Below are 234 nucleotides of genomic sequence, written 5' to 3' on the forward strand. Positions count from 1 at the left end.
GGGTACATCAATACATGGGCCATGTGCTCGACAACGCCGAAGATACTCTGAGAGCGTGTTTGGCCCAGCTGCCATTGGGGCAGTTCGAGCAGCAGATGGATGATGGCACCCGCTTTGCAGTAACGATCAAGGTTGATCAGCAGGCGCGCAGTGCCCTGATTGACTTTACCGGCACCGGTTATCGGCCGGACCAGGCCATGCATCCGGGCAACTTTAACGCGCCCACATCCGTGG

At 58.1% G+C, this 234-nt stretch carries 1 protein-coding gene; it reads left to right on the forward strand.

Going from position 1 to position 234, the window contains the following annotated elements; translation table 11 throughout:
* A partial coding sequence (locus tag Q4563_RS22845) for a hydantoinase B/oxoprolinase family protein (protein ID WP_303606179.1) occupies window positions 1–234 on the forward strand: 234 nt, incomplete at both ends.

This window comes from Gilvimarinus sp. 1_MG-2023 (genome assembly GCF_030548285.1).